The following is a 17,746-nucleotide window of genomic DNA, read 5'->3' as shown; positions in this document are numbered from 1 at the left end:
AAAGTGTAGTGTAAAATAAATGGAAAGTCAAGCCTTGCCAATCAGGGCTCTAAATGAGCCCCATCAGCAGGATAGCGATCAACAGGGATACCACTATTCGAAGCCTTGGCCACGGTAGTAAGAAGGTCATTTGCGGGTCAAGAATATGTTTGATGCGAACATTTATGGATGTTTCAGCGAAAGAGGCATGAGATAAGGATAGATTCGGTACCGGTGATTGTTGTTTGAGTAGTTTGAGGAGAGCGCTGCCCAAATCGGCAGGTTGATTCATTTGACCAATGGCATACTTATCTGCCCTAAGTTCAATCATAATGGGGTATTTCTTAGCAAGCCATGCAAAGATCGGGATATACCACAGCGCCTTAGAGATGACGGACAGTAGGAAAATAGCGAGCGGATCGCGATGCTTCAAATGGCATTTCTCATGGTCGATAACGGCATGAAGCTCTGTGGGGTCCAACATGTCGAGTAACCCCGTCGATAGGATGATTTGCGGCTTCCGAAAGCCTATCGTCATGGCGGTTGGCGCTTTGGAAGCAATAATTCGCAGTTGATGCTCAGCAAGCTGATACATGCCGCGGTATTGCAAGGTGAGCGCAGCATCCTGGTGTTTGGCAACCAGCTTCTTGGCTTTCATCGCTTGGAAGGTTTGCCGCATAATTAGCAAAAGGACCGCGCTAAGGGTATAAAGGATCACAACATTCACCAAATTAAGCGCAATGGGTGCAGGGATATGAAGATTTTTGAATAAGATAACGCACAAATCAAAGATGTTATAGCGTACATGCCATTTGAAGAGATGCTGTCCCACAAAAAGCAGCATTTGTCCCAAGACAAGCCCCGACAAGGCTAAAGAAGCAGCATACAGCCATTTCAATCGCTTTTCCATCATCGTTATCGATCCTTTTTCATTTCTTTGATTTTTTGCTCCAATTGGTCGAGCAGACCGGGATCCACTTTATCCAGCGCATCCACCATATGAGTCACCGCCAAGGAGCCGAACTCTTCAATCAGATCAAGCGTGAGCTCTTTGGACTGAGCTTCCATGAAGGCTTCCCTTGTAACAACCGGTTTGTACTGGTACGAGCGGGCAAGCGCCTTTTTCTGCAAAATACCTTTGTCCACCAAGCGGTTCATCACCGTCATGACGGTATTGAAATTGATCGCTTTAGCCTCCTTATCAAGCTTCTGTTGGACGTCTTTAATCGTCATTTCCTCGGCGCTGTTCCATAGAATCTCCATGATCTTGGCCTCTAAGGGACCGAAAAAACGGTTAAGCCCGCTTCCTTCATATTTAAAATTTTGCATTTTCATGATAGACACACTCCTTACACTACAAATTGTAGTAGGAGTCGCGCAGCGAAGTCAAGATATGCTGTTAAAAGAGTGGGATTTCACTTTACATTTCGTTAAAAGAGATCTATAATACTTACATATAGTAAGTAATTAATTATTTTAAAGTAAAGGAGCGATTCTTATGCGTATACAAATATTTTCGGCTGATCAACAAGGTGTTGGGGCTTTTGACGGCGGCAACTTTATCGAGCAGCGGGCCATTAGCTTTCCGAGAGAGAAAACGGCTGTGGATCGTGTAGGTCCCTTATTTTATTGGGCTTGGGGCCACGCAACCGATGTTGCTGAGATCGGCATGCATCCGCATAAAGCGTTCGAAATCGTCACTTATGTGATCGAAGGTCTCGTAGAACACCGTGACTCTCTTGGCTCACTGGAGACCGTCACGGACGGCGGTGCTCAAGTCATTCAAGCCGGATCCGGCGTCTCTCACGCGGAAGCCTTCCGCACCGCTGGCACCGAAGGCATGCAAATCTGGTTCGAGCCTCACCTTAGCCAATCGGTGAAAAAGCCCGCCACCTACAATCAATACGAACATGCGCAATTCCCGGTCGTCCAACAAGATGGCGTAAAGGTGAAAAGCGTCATTGGCGGAGAGGCCCCCATTCAGCTGGATACAGACGCTAACATGTTTGATTGGATCCTTGAGCCGGGTGCATCATTCACGTACTCCCTCCACCCGAAGCGGCAGCTTGCTTTCCTCGCTATTCGAGGACAAGGCAGCAGTGAAGTCGCCGCGGATGGCAACGGTCCTCAGGCCATCTCCCACAAGGATTTCGTCGTTGTCCAAAATGACAAACAAGCCGATGAAATCCTGCTGTTGAAGGCGGATGACGCGCAAGGCCTGCGCATCATTGCGATTGAAGTGCCGGTAGATCCGGGCTACGCGTTGTACCATAAATAATACGATGAGATGTCATCGCAGCGGGGCTATCAGAGCAGATCAGGAATGATCTGACGGATGGCCTTTTCGGCTTGGGTTGCGGGGAGTGGCGGGAGTGGCTTAAGTGCTGGAGTAATCGGGAGTCAGAATGGCTTGGGGGCTTAGGTAGTTGAAGTAGCTTGGGGAGCGGTAAGTGCAGCTTGGCGAAAAATTGACCGAATGGGAACTACGATCCCTTATTCTTCGAATAAACGTCACTTCCGCTAGTCGAAGGGAACTACGAGCCTCTATTTCGTCCCTTCGCCGCCAAATGTGAGCTTTTCGAGGCAAATAAGGCCCTGTAGTTCCGTCTAACCATGAGAACTGTCTATTTAGCCAAAATAGCGCCCTGTAGTTCCCCCACGCACAACCTACCGCAGAAAAATCAAAAGAGCTACCCCCAAGTAGTTGAACTACTCCCAGGATAGCTCCCTTTGATGCTATTCCAACGATTGAAGCCTAGCTTCGTCCTCGCTGAGCGATTCAGCAGCTTGCTGCACGGCCGGTGCGTCAGATTGATCTGCAGCCTGTTCCAACGAGTTCTCGGCTTTACCGATAGCATTCCGAGCCTCTTGCAGCGTCTGAGGTGTCGGATGGGACATCGCATGGTTCACCGCTTGATGGACATTATCGGCTGAATTTTGTGCGGAAGAAATCGGATTCTGTGACTGTAGGCTTGAATCGGTCTTGGTCATCGTTTCAATGAGCCTCCTCAAATTAAAATCATTACAAGGGCTATATTGAGGCAATTGGTCACATTTTATACCCTGTATTTCATTTCAACTTGATCTGAAGCATGCCATCGGAGGAAAGCTACAAAAATCCAATAGGCCAGGCTCGCCCCAAATATGTTCAAAATCAAATCATCCACATCCAAACTCCCCACTCTGAGCAGCATTTGCAACACTTCCAAGCCTACCAGCGGGCAACCAAAAAGCAGTAGAAACACCCTGTACCGCTTCGCCACCTTAAACAAATACGGCAGAATGAACCCATAGGGCATGAAGACGCCTATATTACCAAATAAATTGATTACCCATGTCCGCATCGGAAACAAATGGGCATGCCGAATATACATCCCAATGGTCCTGAAAGGAACTATATTGTAGTTATACTCAAAATGTCCCCCGCTTCGCAGGCTCTCACGCCCAAACCCCCAGAACATCCAATACAGCAAACAGCCCGTGTAACCGATAAAAAGCAGCCATACGATCTGCCGGATAAGCCTCTTCCTCATGATGATCACCCTCCCCCTGCTCCCCGCTCTGCTCTGCCAATAAAGAACCCTCCCTTCAGTCACGACTGAGGAGAGGGTCATACATGTCCTGCTGCTTCCGCAGGCTATTTGTTCGCCGCATCCAAAAATTTGAGAGAGTCAAAAGCCTTTTTCAAACGAGCTTCATTAGCCTCTGTTCGAACCGCTTCGTCCATGCGCAGCGTAACGGTATAAGTCATTTGATTTTGGCTGAAAATGTACGTTGTTTCTTTGTAAGGCACTTTGGCACTCACATAATTAACTTCGTATTTCTTCGCCTTCACGCCGCCAAGCACTGTCGTTTCCTCATCGGTATAGGCATATTCGCTATCGCTATCGTGACTCTTCTTCTGCGCCGCGTCCTCTTCTTTTACCGCATCTTCATAAGGTGTGATGGTATCTGCGCCGATCGTCAAGTATCCTCCGGTGAAAAGGAAGGACTTGCTCACTTGGTCTTTGTTGTCGTATGACTTGCTGCTTGTCCACATTTCAGGAATTTGCAGGGTGTATTTATATTTCTCATTTTTATAGGTAATGGTACGATTCGGATCCATCAGTTCGTCCAGATCTTGAATGAAACCAAGCTCTTGGTCCATGTGGTCTTTATCCACTTCAATCGTGGAGGTTAAGGTGTGCAAGAGATCATTGATCTCAGCCCCCTCCTCCTCCTGCGGATAGCTGACTTCAACCTCATACTTATATTTATCCTTAATGAAAAAGAGCGAGTACCCCGCGGTCCATTTGTTACCCAGTGTTTCGGCATGAGCTGTCTTTAAAGCTGGAACCCCGGCCAAAGTAAGCTCCTCAGGGACGCTGATCTTACGATATTTCTGCACATACTGCGCTTCAAGCTGCTTGCGCTCACGTTCAGCCCACGCGGCTAACGTGTCGCCGGATGAAGCCGACGTCACCTCAACTTGCAGCGATTGCGAATAATCCGAATTAAAGAAGGAGGAGCTTCCGGTATAACTGCTTTTCTGCCAGCTGGAAGGCAAGGCAAATGATAAGCCATACTCATTCGTATAGGTCGTATTGCCGTTAGAATAAACCGAAATATCTCTGAGCGATTCATCTTGCGCATTAAAGGAAAGCTTAAAAGAATCAAGTAAGTCATTATAGCTATTTTGTTTAAAATCGTTGTTATAGTGATCTTTCGTTACAAATAATTGCACTTTATATAGGCGCCCTTGGTGAAGATAACCACGCGTTTGAATGTAGCCGTCATCTCCGGAACGGCCAACAATTTTGGCAAACGGACCGCCTTCGCGCTTTACATATTGGCGCTCCAGAATCGTGGATGCCGCCATATCATTGTAGTCATCATCTTCACTGCCGGTTAATTTGTTCAAAAGCGCCGACGGAGACAGCTCATCGCTCTCGTTATCAACTTGGATGGACAAGGAGAACTCTCCTTTGGCATCCATGAAGCTAACCGAATCGCCCTCCTCGGATTGGTGCCCTTTCACTAAACCTGCCGGATACTTCATCGACCAGCCGAAATGGCTGTCGCCGATCTTGGTTTTACCGCGGTCCGCGTCCAAATCAGACCCCTCCGCGTCTTCCTTCCACTTCGTTTCGGGATGAAGCACTTCGCCGAGCGTAACAGACTTCGTCACGGTCGCACCCTCTGACTGAATGGTGATATCCACCTTCTCATCCGGCAAATACTTCTTGATCGCCTCATTGTAGTCGACCAGCGTTTTCACCTTGTTGGCACCGATGGAAACCACCAGATCATCCTGCTCAATGCCCGCGGCCGCGGCCGGTGAATCAGGATCGACATAAGCAACCCGAAGTCCTGTCGAGCTAGGCAAACCAACGACGGCCTCCCAGCTTTCTTCCAGCTCCAGCCCCAAATAAGGACGCTTTACTTTCCCGTACAACTTAAAATGCTTCAACACATACTTGACGGTGTCTACCGGAATGGCAAAGCCGAGATTTTCAACCCCGAAATCGGCATATTTCATCGTATTAATACCGATAACCTCACCATTCATGTTAATTAATGCGCCCCCGCTGTTGCCTGGATTGATCGCCGCATCTGTTTGAATAAGCTGATATTGCGAGCTAACCGAGCGGTCAAGTCCGCTGACAATCCCTACCGTAACGGAATTACGCAAAGCGAAAGAAATCGGCGTCCCAATCGCCGCGACGGTTTCGCCCACTTTAATGTCCGAGGAAGAAGCGAAAGTCGCGGGCGATAAGCCGGTGGCCTCGATTTTCACCAATGCCAAGTCGCTCTCCTCATCGATATTCGTGGCATGCCCGTTATAGGTAGTGCCGTCCGATGTAACAACAACGATATTTTTCATATCTTTGACAACATGTGCATTCGTCACGATGACGCCATTGGACTCGACGATTACGCCTGTGCCGTGTGCAAGATTAAAACGATTTTTCTCCAGTGTTTTATCTGAATCGTAGGATGGCTTGCCGATAATTGCAACAACCGACGGTGAGGCTTTTTCAATCACTTTAGGAACTTCGGCATTTATTTCGGCTGCATAAGAAGGTGACGGCCCCTGCAGGGAAACAAGCAAGAAGGCGGCCAGTAACGCTGTTGCCCCTTTTTTAGCAACGGTATTCCAATTCCCCATGACGGTCTTCCTCTCTTAACAAAATATGACAGTGACTAGAATCTAGCATATTTGTGATAGAGAGACAATACAAATTTTCCCACATAAAAAGGGGTTTATCGACATTCCGCTATACGCTGCGGGTGGGTGTAGACCGTTAATTGGTCCCTTCGGATAAAACCAACGACCGTAATTCCTAGGTCTTGCGCTAATCTAAGCGCCAAGTCCGTTGGGGCAGATTTCGACAGCAAAATACCGACTCCGATTTTGGCAACCTTGAGTACGACCTCAGAAGAGACCCTCCCGCTAAAGGCAATCACTTTATCACGAACAGGTATTCGCTGTCTCAGCGAGTGACCATATATTTTATCCAGTGCATTATGCCTTCCGATGTCCGACCTGCTCAAGAGCAGCTCATCCGCCGTGCACAGGGCTGCATTATGCAGTCCCCCCGTAGCTCGAAAATCCGCCGACTGCTCCTGCATGAGACTCATAAGGTGAAAACACTGCTGAATCGTAATCTGAAGTTTCGTAGAAACGGTTTTGGCCGTGCGAGCGTCATTGTGAAAATAAAACTGACGGCTTTTGCCGCAGCAGGAGCCGATGAACCGTTTGGACACCATTTGTTTACTTAGCTGGTGCAAATGCCGCAGCTTCACATAGGCGAAGCCGCGTTCCTCCTCTAATGTGAGGGACTCAATCTGATCGACGAATCGAATCAAGCCTTCAGAAGCAAGAAAGCCGGTAACCAGATCAACCGAATCCGTTGGTGTGTACACCAGCGTAGCGAATTCCTCGCCATCCACCTTGATCGTTAACGGCGTCTCCGTCGCGATCGTGTCCTCTTGAGGGAGAATTTCCGTGCCATTATAGCGGTAAATGTTCCATGTTGTCGTTGAAGAAAGCCCTGGCTCCGCTGGCTCTGCAGACTTCAGAGATTCGGCAAAGCCAGTAGACTCAACCCGATCTTGTTCGTTTTCCATCGTCATCACCCCGCCTCGATCTCCAGCTCTTCAATCCGCTTCTCGACGTAACGCGTGTCTTTGTGGGCATGGTACGTTTCTGCTTTCTCCACAATAACCGCTGTATTATATTCCGGGATGCCGGCATGAGGCTCGTAAACGCCTTTCGGGATCAAGCTGTTCCCTTCCGGCCAGTGGACTTCAATATTGCCGGTTTTGATCTCGGCAAATTTGACCCTGCCGTGCATGCTGCCGAACCGGTTGTAGACCACAATCGCCTCCCCTTCGCTTAGAGCAAGAGGCGCCGCATCCCCGGGATGGATCAGCACATCGTAACGATCCGCTTCGTTGAACGGATCGATGTCGCTGTAGATCATCGAGTTGAACTGTTTGCCGCGCCGCGTCGTCACGGCAAAGTGGCCCTCCGGCTTCCGCAGCTGCGGAAGCTCAATCGGCAGCAGTGCGCCGCGACCATCCGGCGTCGGGCAGACGCCGTCCTCGCACAGCCAAGCGCCGCCGTATTGAAATACATCACCGCGCTCACGCAGGTGCTGGATGCCATTGTAGCTTGGCGCGGCCAGCGCAATCTCCTCGCGAATGGCCGCGGCGCTGCCGCAGCCGAGATGCCGGGCGGCGTCTTCGGGTTTCACGCGGCGGGCCAAATCGGAGTAGATCGCCCACTCCGCGCGGGCTTCGCCGATCCGCGGGCCGGCGATCTCGGGCGAAAAGTACACCATCCGCTCCGTCGAGGTGGACGTACCTCCCCCTGGCTGCTCGTAACGCGTCATCGCCGGCAGCACCACCACGGCCTCCCGCGCATCCAGCAGCGTGGAGCTGTTCAGGATGATGTCCTGGTGAACACGGACATCGACTGCGGTTAGAGCTTCACGGACAAATGCCGGGTCAGGCATCGTCTCCAGGAAATTGCCTCCGGATGTGTAAAACAGCCGGAGCTTCCGCTCCTGCTCCTCGGGCAGAAGCGCGTTCTCCAGGGTGACACCGACGATGTCACCCTGCCAGCTCGGCAGCGCGAAGCCCCAGAGCTGCTCGATGCGGCTGCGGTCGACGGCACTGCTGATGTCGCCGCCGGGCAAAGAGAAGGGATCCGCGCCCATTTCGCCGGAGCCCTGCACCCCGCTGTGGCCGCGGATGGGCATCAGCCCGCAGTGTTCGCGGCCGAGGAAGCCGCGCAGGAGGGCGAGATTCGCCACCTGCGAGATGTTGTCCGTGCCGAAGCGGTGCTGTGTGAGCCCCATGCTCCACACGAAAACTGCGGACGCGGCACGCGCAAGCAGCTGAGCGAACTCGCGCATGCGTTCGCGGGAGAGCCCGGACGACTGCTCAAGCGTCGTCCAGTCCTGCTGCGCCACGTGGGCGCGCAGCTGCTCGTAGCCGTTCGTGTGCGCCTGCACGAACGCATGGTCGATGGCGGAGCCGGGCGCAGCCTCCTCCATCTCGAACCATACCTTCATGACGCCGTTCATGAAGGCAATGTCTCCGCCGATGTTCACTTGGTACACATCGTCGGCAAGCTTGGTCCCGAATAATGCCGATTCGGGAATGGAAGGAATCCAGTACTGCTCCATAGAGGGCTCATAGTACGGGTTAATGACAATGATCTTCGTCCCTTTGCGCTTGGCCGCATACATATACTTCGTTGAGACCGGCTGATTGTTCGCGGCCACACTGCCCCAGAACACTAGGACGTCCGTTCCGATCCAGTCCTTGTAATTACATGTCGAAGCCCCGACACCGACGGAGCGCTTCAAAGCCGTCTTCGATGGCGAATGACAGATGCGCGAGGCATTGTCGATATTGTTTGTGCCCAGCAGCCTCGCCACCTTGGCCGCCGCATAATAAGACTCGTTCGTGATTCCTCTGGCCGTCAAATAAAAAGCCATCCCCTTCGGGTCAATCGCCCGCGCCTTCGCCGCGATGGTGTCCATCGCCTCATCCCATGTGGCGCGGCTGAATTTCCGCTCCCCGTGCCGCCGTATGAGCGGATAAGGAATACGCCCGAGCTGCCTTAGCTCTGTGCTGCTCATGCGGCTCAGCTCGTCGATGTCCGCATGGAGCAGCTCCTCCCGGATCGCCGGCATCGTATTCAGCCGAAGCACGTTCAGCCGTGTCGTGCAGAGATGCGGCCCTGCCAGCGTCTGGTCGTAAAGCCCCGACACACCTAATGCACAGCCATCGCAGACCCCTTGCGTTAATATTCGGTAGGCATAAGGAAGATTATCCCGATTCTGCCAAGCAATCTTGGCCGTTTCCCGAATATGCTGCGGCTTCACTTTGCCTAACCCGAACGGCACTTTGCTGACCCACAGCTTCGGATCCGGTTTGGCGGGCAGCTTGATCGGCCCGGTGTGCTTCGTTTTTCCCATTATAAGCAGCTCCTTTATCATGATATTGGATTGATATGAAGCAAAAAACCACCGCAAAACTCGCCCTGCAAGCTTCCTTTTCAGAAAGTTACAAGCGATGTTCTACAGTGGTTAGTCTCCGGCAGGTTCGCTACCAAGTGCCAAGCACTTTGATTATGTATATGCCATTCTTAGCAAATCTTGCCTTGGGAGGCATGTTTGCCTTTGCGTTTGATGGTGCCATGTATGGAAGTCACGCCCTCAAACTGCAAAAAGTACATCAAATTTATGCCAACTACGCATAACTTAGATTGAATCCTGCAAAAAGTACATCAAAATTGGGGATAAAGCTCTATTTGGTGGCTATAGTCCGTAATTTTGCTGTATAAAATACACGATTCACTCTCAAAATCGCAAAATTGCGATGTTTTGCTGCACTTTTTACATGATTATACAGCTGCAATGGTCTCTGGTCTGTGGTCCCCGGTCTACGGTCAACAGTCAGACAAAGTTCCCCATAACAACCACAGCCTACTTCCCGCCAAACTTCTTCTCCAAATCCTGATCAAAAACGAATACGGACATCCCCAAGTCCTGCTCAATGTCGATGTCAACGAACAGCTGGACGAATTTCGCGCCGAGCAGTTCTTCCATCTCCACAGGGGGATAATCGCGATACATCTCTTTGACCATTTCCGTGCGAGCCGTGCGGAGCATTTGTCTGCCATCGCCCGTCTTCGCCATGAACTTCTCCACCGGTGATAGGTTGCCAGCCATTTCGCAGATCGCCCAGCACTTGCAAAAAGTCGTCGTAACGCGCTCCGGCCCTTTGCCCATATGCCTTTTGCGATAAGCCTTGACCAGGTTACTGAATTCGGCCTCCATTCGGTTCATCGGCCATCCACCTTTATGTTTGCTCCTTCAATCATAGCAAGAAAGCGCATACCTGACTAGGGGGAGGTTGTGCCTGCAAACCGCTCTCCTCAATCGCGCTCCTCTTCGTCCCATCTGCGGGAGTACGCCTTCCGAGTTACCCAGAATGTTGCTCCAAGTATGATAACAAGGGCAATTACGCCCAAAATAATAGCGCCGGTCATTTCCTTCCACTCTCCTTTTATGCCTTACCTATACAATACCTGAAATGCGTGGAGCCGTGCAAAGAGCATTTTACAAGGAGCGTAGAAGTGAAATCTTGTATTGACAGGATCGAAATACGTATCTAAGATATTGATTAGTCACCTAACAAAAAAGGAGGATATCCGTGTCGCGTCACCCGAATCCCGAATCACTCACACATATGATGTCTCATTTGCTGAAAATGCACCGCCGGACGATCGATCAAATCATTCATCCGTATGACGTTTATCCCGGACAACCGCCGTTGCTCCTTGCCCTGTCCGCCGAAGACGGACTCAGTCAGCGCGAGCTTGCCGCGCGCATACACAATAAGCCGGCAACACTGACCGTTATGGTTGACCGCATGGAGAAAACAGGCCTTGTTGAACGCCGGCCAGACCCAACGGATCAGAGGGTTACCCGCGTTTATTTAACAGATAAAGGCAGGGAAGTCACCGTCCATGTCAAGGAAGCCATTAAGGCGACGGATGAGCTGACCTTTTCGCATTTTCTGCCTGAGGAAATCCTCCTATTCCGCCGTCTTTTGCTTCAAATGCAGGCGAATCTGCGTCCGAAAGAGGAAGGAAATTAGTTAGCCACCAAACAAAAGAAAGGACTTCTTGCGATGTGGAAACTACGATCATTTGTTAAACCTTACTGGCTAATTACCCTGCTTGCCCCTTTGCTCATGGTGATGGAGGTCTGCATGGACCTTACTCAGCCTCGCCTCATGGCGGCTATTGTGAACCACGGCGTAGCCGAGGGTAACCTCGCGCTGGTTTGGTCAACGGGCTTGCACATGTTGGGCGTTGCTTTTCTCGGCCTAGTCGGCGGGGTAGGCTGTACGTTTTTTACGGTGAAAGCCGCACAAAACTTTGGCGCTGACTTGCGGCTCAGCGTTTTTGAGAAGGTGCAATCCTTCTCGTTCCGGCAGTTGGATACTTTTTCAACCGGTTCGCTGATTACTCGCTTGACCGGTGATGTGATGCAAATGCTGAACATTCTGCAAATTCTGCTGCGCCAGTTTACACGCGAGGCTTCGCTGCTGATTGGCAGCATCATCATGGCGATTGTTATTTCGCCACGGCTTTCTTTGATTTTGCTGGTCGTCGTCCCGATTCAATTTCTTATTTTATTTGTGCTGATGAAACGCTCTACGCCACTTTTTCGGTTGATGCAGGCGAGGCTCGATCGCGTTAACACCGTTATGCAGGAAAGCACATCAGGCATTCGGGTGATCAAAGCTTTCGTTCGCGCCGCCTTCGAGCGAACCCGCTTCGGTAAAGCGAACACCGCCCTGCTGGACGCAAGTCTCAGCTCCGCCCGCGCTCTGGCTACAAGCGGACCGCTGATGACATTAATTTTGAACATTAGCATTGTTGCGGTTCTGTGGTTCGGTGGCGGACAGACCTGGAGCGGTTCTATGGCGATTGGCGATTTGGCCGCTTTTATTATCTATATCACTCAAGTGCTCTTTTCGTTGGTTTCAATCAGCAATACGCTGATGAATATTTCCCGCGCCCAAGTCTCCGCCGAGCGAATCCGTGAAGTCTTGGAGACAGAACCGGATATGAACGAACCTGTGCAGGAACGGAACGAAGTACATACAGAGCGGAATTCACTAGGGGCTGGCTGTGAGTTGGAGTTCGAACATGTATCCTTTGTGTATGATTCTGCTCCCAATCAGCCTGTGCTTGAGGACATCTCTTTCAAAGCGCTGCCAGGTCAAACGATCGGGATTCTCGGGGCGACCGGCTCCGGTAAATCCACGCTTGTCAGCTTGATTCCACGGCTTTATGACGCAACGAAGGGCCGCATTCTTTTAGGTGGCGTTGATATTAAAGAAATGCCCGTCGAACAGCTTCGCAGTCAAATTGGCATTGTGCTGCAGCAGTCCATCTTGTTTAGCGGGACCATTCGCGAGAACCTTATTTTCGGCAGGCCCGGGGCTACTGCGGCCGAGATCGAGGAAGCCGCCAAGGCTGCGGAAGCGGATAGCTTCATTCGCCAGTTACCCGAAGGGTACGAGGCGAAGCTGGGACAACGCGGGGTGAATCTATCCGGCGGTCAGAAACAGCGCATAGCGATTGCGCGAGCTCTGCTCCTGCGCTCACCGCTGCTTGTACTGGATGACAGCACCAGCGCCATTGACCTTGGCACGGAGAAGCGCATCCAGCGATCCCTACAGCAGTTAATGGCCGGCAGCACACGCATCATCATCGCGCAGCGCGTTACATCGGTGCTGCACGCCGATCAAATTCTTGTCCTGGATGAGGGCCGCATCGCCGCACGGGGAACTCACGAAGAGCTGCTGGCGACAAGCGCGATCTATCAAGACATTTACCGCTCGCAGCAAGGAAAGGAGACCGCCCTTCATGGCTAAAAAGCAGACACCGGCGCAAAAGCCGCGCGCCAAGCACATCGGTGCTACCCTACTTCGCATGTGGGGTTATCTTCAGCAGCAGCGCATCGGGCTGATCACTGTTATTATCCTTACTGTTGTCGGCAGCGGTCTTGCGCTGCTCGGGCCTTATTTGATAGGCGTCGCCATCGATGACTATATCGTACCGCGGGACCGCAGCGGGCTGCTTGGACTCTGCCTTCTTTTACTTGGCTGTTATTTGTTCAGCGGTGCCGCTACTTGGATTCAATCCTATGTGATGGCAGGGGTATCTCAGCGGACGGTTTGGGAAATGAGACAGGATCTGTTTCGCCACTTGCACAAGCTTCCGATCAGTTATTTTGACAAGACTTCTCACGGTGAACTTATGAGCCGCACGACGAATGACGTCGATAACGTAGCAACTACGCTCAGTCAAAACTTAACGCAAATCATTACAAGTATCGTTATGATAGTCGGATCTTTTATTATGATGATTACTTTGAACATTTGGCTTACTCTCATTACATTGATTACGGTTCCCATCGTTCTATTCACGACGAAGCAGATTACGAGGCACACTCAGCGCCTGTTCAAGGAACAGCAGCAGCGGCTCGGTGAACTCAATGGCTTAATCGAGGAAACGATCTCCGGGCAAAAAGTAGTTAAAACGTTCCGCCGTGAAGCCGCGACGGTCCGCCAGTTGGGTGCGATCAACAAGCAGCTCCGCACAGCCGGTACTGGCGCCCAGCAGCTTTCGGGTATGATGGGACCAAGCATGAACATGATCAATCATTTCAGTTTCATTCTGCTGGCTGCCATAGGTGGCTGGATGGTGCTCAAAGGTTGGACGATGGTTGGCGTTATTATCAGCTTCCTCAACTATTCCAGGCAGTTCAGCCGCCCCATCAACGATCTTGCGAATCAATATAATATGATTCAGTCCGGCATCGCGGGTGCTGAGCGTGTGTTTGAAGTGATGGATCGCGAGACGGAATACGATCCTGGCACAAGTTTCGAGCAGCTAACCGACGTGAAAGGTGAAGTCGTTTTTCAAAACGTCTCCTTCCGCTACACCGACGACGTGCCTACGCTGAACGATGTCACGTTCGCCGCAGAGCCCGGCGATTTGATCGCCTTGGTTGGCCCGACGGGCGCCGGCAAAACGACGATCATCAACCTGCTGACCCGCTTCTACGATGTCGGCGAGGGCTCCATCACTATCGACGGCCGCGATATTCGCAGCCTCGATAAAGACAGTTTGCGCAGCCGCCTCGGCATCGTGCTGCAGGATGTGTACCTTTTCTCGGATACGATCCGAGAAAATATCCGCTTCGGCCGTCTGGACGCGACGGACGAAGAAGTCGAAGCCGCCGCGAAGCTTGCCAACGCGGACGGGTTCATTCGCAAGCTGCCTAACGGCTATGACGCCATGTTGACCGCCGGAGGCGGCAACCTGAGTCAAGGCCAGCGGCAGCTGCTCACGATCGCGCGGGCGATTCTCGCCGATCCCGCGATCCTCGTGCTCGACGAGGCGACGAGCTCCGTCGACACGCGCACTGAGCTGCACATCCAGCAGGCGATGGGCGTTCTGATGAAAGGGCGCACGAGCTTCGTGATCGCCCACCGGCTCAGCACGATTCGCGAAGCGAGTGCGATTCTGGTCATCCACGGCGGCGAGATCGTGGAACGGGGCACGCATGAGGAGCTGCTTGCGCTCCGCGGGCATTATTATGAATTGTATGCCAACCAATTCAGCCAGGTTAGCTCGCTTTAAGGAGCCGTTACGGTTGAAGGCTGCCTCCATGGCTGAGGCGGTCAAGCTTTCCGCAACGGACACCAGAGACGTTATTTTCGTTTATTTCCCTATTTCTCAAATGTAACGGACACCAGAGTCCTTATTAGCTAATAAATCAAGTAAAACGCACAATTTTTGTGTGAATAGCGGCTTTGGAGTCCGTTACAATTTGAAAATGCCCCAAATTCATTGAATAAGGGCTGCTCAGTCCGTTAGAGATGCAAAAAGGGGGTTCCCGTTAATCTGGGAGCCCTCTTTTTTGTTTACTTACTTGCAAAGAATTCCGTCTAAGGTTTTACCGTAGTCTTTTTAAATTAATATAAACTATAGTTTAAACTCACACTTATAGGCTTTCTAGCATAAAATTCTTTAGCTGTACTATCCTGATAAGTAATATTAAACTCCGCCATTTTCCAAGCCGATAGTCCCGCACTAAATTCCCAAAGAGACGTATAGGTCATTTTTTTTGTAATTACACCAGTTCCATTGGCTCTTATTCCGGTGGTAGGAAAACTGCCTGTAGCTGAAATAGCCACAGTGTCTACAGATTCTAAAGTAAAACTTCCTGAATTTACTACAGCCATAGTTTTAGATTCTATCGAGTTTATTTGTCTAAACCCGCCAGAACTATAGACATTCATTTTAACAGTTAATCTAGTAACTGCTTGTGTACCACTCGGACCATCTGTTCTATCGTTAGTAGTGGTCACTATGTAGTAATCGCCGCTTGTAATAGAATTAATATTAGACTTCTTCTGTTGTTTTTCAATCGTTTCTCGATATGTATTCAACAATTCCCCAGTTTTTGTATCAAAAACTTCAACTTTTGCAGAATCGATAGTTTCACTTCTAACCAGATTGACGCTTTCAGAAAAGGGAATATCAACATACGTCAGTTTAAGTTTAACTTTTTGTGTGGAAACTACTTCTTCTGCTGATGCCTGAAAAGGTATAGATAATACAAAACAAAGTGCCAGTAAAGCTGATAAAACTCTTTCTTTAATTTTTAACAAAAATACCATCTCCTTAAAATAATATATATACTACAATTAAATACTATAATATGGAATTAATACTGTAAATTATTAGAAATATACAGTATTATATAGAAAATAAGCATCTATATCTGAGAGGATGATATTCTTTGGACTTTTCAGAACTTCACCAGTTTTTTAACGATATCAGTAGTAGGATTGGAAATGTAGCAGATCAAACTAACAACCTTTCACAACAACTACAAACAGATATAACGCAATTAAAGGCAGAACTGCATACCACAAATATTTTACTTACCTTATTTTTAATCGTGAACATTATTGGTTTAACTCTCAATTACGTTAAAAGAACGAAAAAGTAAAACTGCCAGCAGCGCGAGAGAAGTGCAAGCGTAACGCCCTATTGGGTTGCAACTAAGTGAAGTATGTCTATTCACTTAAGAATTGCCCTCCTAATAGGGCTTTTTTTATGCTTTCAATCAGGGCACCCTATCCCTAACACGAATTACCTTCAGCCGTAGTTATCCATCTTAAATCTTAGTTATATCAACACCCTACAGGATTCAGGTACTCTTAGAGATGTAAACACAGTCATTTCTAAGTACATGGGAGGTCACATATTAGATGAAAAAATCATTCAAACAATGGATTGGCGTTGGCACGACGGCTGTTATGGCTGCAACGGTATTAGCAGGCTGCGGAAGTACATCGAACACGACACAGCCATCTACTCAGCCAAGCGCCGGTGCTGCTGCAACCGCTAACGCAAAGCCGTTCGCAGGTAAAACGATCTCGCTCGTTACGGCCAACCACCCTTGGGCAGATGCCATCAAGCCTTTGCTGCCGGATTTCGAGAAGGAAACAGGCATCAAGGTGAATGTCGAAAGCTTTTTCGAAGATCAGCTCACACAAAAGCTGACGGTTCAATTCACATCCGGCTCCGCAACGCCTGACGTTTTCATGTACCGACCGCTTCAGGAAGGTAAGCTTTTTTACAAAAACGGTTGGGTGCAGCCTTTAGATGACTATGCGCAAAAAGCCAAGGATTACGATTTCAACGATTTCTCCAAATCAGCTATCGGCTCCACAACGGTTGAATCCAAATTAGCGGGCATTCCGATTATTACGGAGCAAGAGATTTTGTACTACCGCAAGGACTTGCTGCAAAAGGCCGGCATCGCCGTACCGAAAACATTAGATGAGCTTAATGCTGCAGTGAAAAAATTACACGATCCGAAAAACGAAATGTACGGATTCGTCGCAAGGGGCCAGCGCTCACCGCTCGTCACGCAGGTGTCGTCCTTCCTGTACTCGGAAGGAGCGGACTTCACGACTAGCGAGAAAGCCAGCATCAATACGCCTGAAGCGATCAAAGCTTTTACCACATACGGTACGCTGCTGAAAGACTACGCACCTCCAGGTGTGCTTAACATGTCCTGGCCGCAAGCCTTTGGTATTTTCGCACAAGGAAAGGTTGCTTTCTTAACGGATGCCAACTCCTTGTACCAGAATGCAACGGATCCTGCCAAGTCTAAAGTAGCTGACCAAGTTGGATTCGCAGTATTCCCTGGCGGCAAAGCAGGCTCCAAGCCTTACAGCATCACATCTTGGGGACTTGCCATGAATGCCAAATCCGGCAATAAAGATGCAACTTGGGCCTTCATCCAATGGGCGACAAGCAAAGATGTCGTGCTGAAAACACAGCAAAAAGGCAACCCCGGCGCCCGCGCTTCGGTATGGGATAAACCGGAAGGTACGACCGGATTCCCTGCAGAGCTAGTTCCGATCATCAAGGAAAGCGCCAAAACAGGTGTTGACCACGACCGTCCAACGGTTATCAGCGTAGGTGAAGCTCGTGATGCGGTTGGTGAAATCGTGCAGAAGGTGATGTCCGGCGAAACCAACATCCAACCGGTTGCAGATAAAGCTAACCAAGCGCTGCAAACAATCATAGATAAAGATAAAACGAGATAAATAGGTGTTTGATGGGTGAAAAGGGTCATCTGATGACCCTTTTTCCTTTCAA

The 17,746-nt window shown here is 50.0% G+C and carries 15 protein-coding genes; 6 read left to right on the top strand and 9 right to left on the bottom strand.

All coding sequences use genetic code 11. The annotated features are described in order from the left end of the window. Window positions 1–49 precede the first annotated feature (49 nt). Entirely contained in the window at window positions 50–892 is an 843-nt protein-coding gene (locus RQP52_RS25850) for a M56 family metallopeptidase (protein ID WP_315954508.1), read from the bottom strand. 2 nt (window positions 893–894) lie between these two features. Continuing rightward, window positions 895–1,314 carry a BlaI/MecI/CopY family transcriptional regulator gene (locus RQP52_RS25845; protein ID WP_315954507.1) on the bottom strand — a complete coding sequence of 140 codons (420 nt, stop codon included), beginning with the start codon at window positions 1,312–1,314 and terminating at the stop codon, window positions 895–897. Window positions 1,315–1,477: 163 nt separating this feature from the next. On the opposite strand from RQP52_RS25845, the gene RQP52_RS25840 reads away from it, so the two are divergent. After that, a complete protein-coding gene (locus RQP52_RS25840) occupies window positions 1,478–2,257 on the top strand; it encodes a pirin family protein (RefSeq protein ID WP_315954506.1) in 780 nt (259 codons plus the stop codon). Between the two features lie 458 nt (window positions 2,258–2,715). On the opposite strand, the gene RQP52_RS25835 is transcribed toward RQP52_RS25840, so the two are convergent. The 5 genes from RQP52_RS25835 to RQP52_RS25815 all read right to left on the bottom strand — a co-directional run bounded on the left by RQP52_RS25835 (window position 2,716) and on the right by RQP52_RS25815 (window position 9,452). Continuing rightward, window positions 2,716–2,970, bottom strand: coding sequence for a hypothetical protein (locus tag RQP52_RS25835; protein WP_315954505.1), 255 nt, complete (start codon window positions 2,968–2,970; stop codon window positions 2,716–2,718). A gap of 65 nt (window positions 2,971–3,035) precedes the next feature. Beyond that, window positions 3,036–3,512 (bottom strand): VanZ family protein, encoded by a 477-nt coding sequence (locus RQP52_RS25830; protein WP_315954504.1) that lies wholly within the window; start codon window positions 3,510–3,512, stop codon window positions 3,036–3,038. A 104-nt stretch (window positions 3,513–3,616) separates the two neighbouring features. Next, the gene (locus tag RQP52_RS25825) at window positions 3,617–6,127 is read right to left on the bottom strand and encodes a S1C family serine protease (RefSeq protein ID WP_315954503.1); all 2,511 of its coding nucleotides are present in this window, start codon (window positions 6,125–6,127) and stop codon (window positions 3,617–3,619) included. A 95-nt stretch (window positions 6,128–6,222) separates the two neighbouring features. Further along, a complete protein-coding gene (gene fdhD, locus RQP52_RS25820; RefSeq protein WP_315954502.1) occupies window positions 6,223–7,089 on the bottom strand; it encodes a formate dehydrogenase accessory sulfurtransferase FdhD in 867 nt (288 codons plus the stop codon). A 5-nt stretch (window positions 7,090–7,094) separates the two neighbouring features. Further along, window positions 7,095–9,452 carry an FdhF/YdeP family oxidoreductase gene (locus RQP52_RS25815; RefSeq protein WP_315954501.1) on the bottom strand — a complete coding sequence of 786 codons (2,358 nt, stop codon included), beginning with the start codon at window positions 9,450–9,452 and terminating at the stop codon, window positions 7,095–7,097. A 35-nt stretch (window positions 9,453–9,487) separates the two neighbouring features. Between RQP52_RS25815 and RQP52_RS25810 the strand changes: the two genes are divergently transcribed. Further along, on the top strand, window positions 9,488–9,736 hold the full coding sequence (locus tag RQP52_RS25810) for a hypothetical protein (protein ID WP_315954500.1): 249 nt from the start codon (window positions 9,488–9,490) through the stop codon (window positions 9,734–9,736). 226 nt (window positions 9,737–9,962) lie between these two features. On the opposite strand, the gene RQP52_RS25805 is transcribed toward RQP52_RS25810, so the two are convergent. Beyond that, entirely contained in the window at window positions 9,963–10,325 is a 363-nt protein-coding gene (locus RQP52_RS25805) for a DUF2294 domain-containing protein (protein ID WP_315954499.1), read from the bottom strand. Between the two features lie 367 nt (window positions 10,326–10,692). Here RQP52_RS25805 and RQP52_RS25800 point away from each other — a divergent pair, with 367 nt between their 5' ends. Genes RQP52_RS25800 through RQP52_RS25790 form a run of 3 tightly spaced genes read left to right on the top strand, consistent with a single transcriptional unit; the run spans window position 10,693 to window position 14,704 of the window. After that, window positions 10,693–11,139 carry a MarR family winged helix-turn-helix transcriptional regulator gene (locus RQP52_RS25800; protein ID WP_315954498.1) on the top strand — a complete coding sequence of 149 codons (447 nt, stop codon included), beginning with the start codon at window positions 10,693–10,695 and terminating at the stop codon, window positions 11,137–11,139. 33 nt (window positions 11,140–11,172) lie between these two features. Continuing rightward, window positions 11,173–12,930, top strand: a complete 1,758-nt coding sequence (locus RQP52_RS25795) for an ABC transporter ATP-binding protein (RefSeq protein WP_315954497.1) — start codon at window positions 11,173–11,175, stop codon at window positions 12,928–12,930. After that, on the top strand, window positions 12,923–14,704 hold the full coding sequence (locus RQP52_RS25790; protein WP_315954496.1) for an ABC transporter ATP-binding protein: 1,782 nt from the start codon (window positions 12,923–12,925) through the stop codon (window positions 14,702–14,704). The genes RQP52_RS25795 and RQP52_RS25790 overlap by 8 nt, the downstream gene beginning before the upstream one ends. A 335-nt stretch (window positions 14,705–15,039) precedes the next feature. Here the strand turns inward: RQP52_RS25790 and RQP52_RS25785 are convergent, their stop codons facing one another. Continuing rightward, window positions 15,040–15,738 carry a hypothetical protein gene (locus RQP52_RS25785; RefSeq protein ID WP_315954495.1) on the bottom strand — a complete coding sequence of 233 codons (699 nt, stop codon included), beginning with the start codon at window positions 15,736–15,738 and terminating at the stop codon, window positions 15,040–15,042. A 606-nt stretch (window positions 15,739–16,344) separates the two neighbouring features. Between RQP52_RS25785 and RQP52_RS25780 the strand changes: the two genes are divergently transcribed. Next, window positions 16,345–17,694, top strand: a complete 1,350-nt coding sequence (locus tag RQP52_RS25780) for an ABC transporter substrate-binding protein (protein ID WP_315954494.1) — start codon at window positions 16,345–16,347, stop codon at window positions 17,692–17,694. Window positions 17,695–17,746: the final 52 nt, after the last annotated feature.

The organism is Paenibacillus violae (genome assembly GCF_032461945.1).
Classification (GTDB): Bacteria; Bacillota; Bacilli; order Paenibacillales; family NBRC-103111; genus Paenibacillus_E; species Paenibacillus_E violae.
The sequence above is the reverse complement of the archived record's forward strand: the minus strand, read 5'-3'. Positions and strand labels throughout refer to the sequence as shown.